We start from the raw sequence: 1,233 nt of genomic DNA on the forward strand, positions 1-1,233 counted from the left end.
GCCGCCTGATTTAATGCTTTCCATGGTTCAAATAAGTTATTAATCACGATTAATGATTTATTTGAGCTGTGGAAGGTAAATGCGGTTCTGAATGTCTCTTAAAACCTGTCTCAAATATTGACTTCAATCCACTAATTATTAAGCAAGCGGTGATTTACAACTTATGTGATGTACACATTGATTTGATTGAATTTACACCAGGCCAAGCTTATTCCATGCTCAGAGTGCTTAAAGCCAAAGGGTATTCGGACTGTAACATTATGTTTACCGATAGCACACCTGATTATCTGACTGTCCATTTAAACACGTCTAATTTGCGCTCTAAGGAATAATAGAACGATCAGGCGTAATGTATTGAGAGCTAAATAAAAATCACCCCCGCCCCCCCATTAACGGCCGGGAGGAGCGCACACAATACCGTTATTTTGTGATAGAAACAATTTTTTAAAATTTTTAGGTAGGGGGGGTCACCAAATAATGAAAGGAGAGATTAGTGATGAAAAAAGTGGATAAAGACGTCAACAACGGGCAACTATCACGTACACCGCCAGCTTACTTGGGCCGGCAAGCTAAGGTCGTTTGGCGTCGATTAGTGCCTTTTTTAGAAGAAAATACCCCAGTTAAGCGCATTGATAGCGGGCTTGTAGAGCAATATGCTTCCCAATATGAGATTTATCGCAATGCGTATAAACATATCCAGGAAAACGGTGAAGTCCAAGCAATCTATAAGACGTTACAAGATCAGACCGGTAAAAAAATTGGTCGAGACTTCGTGGGCTACAAGTGAAACCCGATGACTCAAATTTACGATTCAGCGGTTAAAAATCTAACTAAACTAGGCGCTGAATTGGGACTATCTCCTAAGTCACGTAGCGACTTGCTCAAATTAAACTTAGATGACCACAAGGACGAGCGAAGCATTGATGAACGTATGAAAGAATTTTTGGGAGGGTAAAAAAGACTACTTCTTAAATGCAAAATATTTCATTGTCACTAATCTTGACGAAGTCCGTCTCGGTGTCTATCAGTTCGTAATCTATTCCTAAAGACTCATCAAGTTGCTTAACTCTTTCAAGCATTTGTTCAACACTATTGCCATGAACAATCTTAGTTTTAATCATTGTTGGTCTCCCTTTCTATTTCTTCAATCTGATGTAATGTATTCAGTGCTCTTTGCCGATCATACTCATTATTACTTTCAGCTAGCGCCTTGTAAGCCAATGACCGCATAAC

General features: G+C 39.3%; 1 pseudogene. It reads left to right on the forward strand.

What is annotated here, in order from left to right:
• Positions 1 to 496 precede the first annotated feature (496 nt).
• Positions 497 to 955 (forward strand): annotated as a pseudogene (locus EKM61_RS11920) (phage terminase small subunit P27 family).
• Positions 956 to 1,233: the final 278 nt, after the last annotated feature.

Source organism: Loigolactobacillus backii (genome assembly GCF_003946275.1).
Taxonomy (GTDB): Bacteria; Bacillota; Bacilli; order Lactobacillales; family Lactobacillaceae; genus Loigolactobacillus; species Loigolactobacillus backii.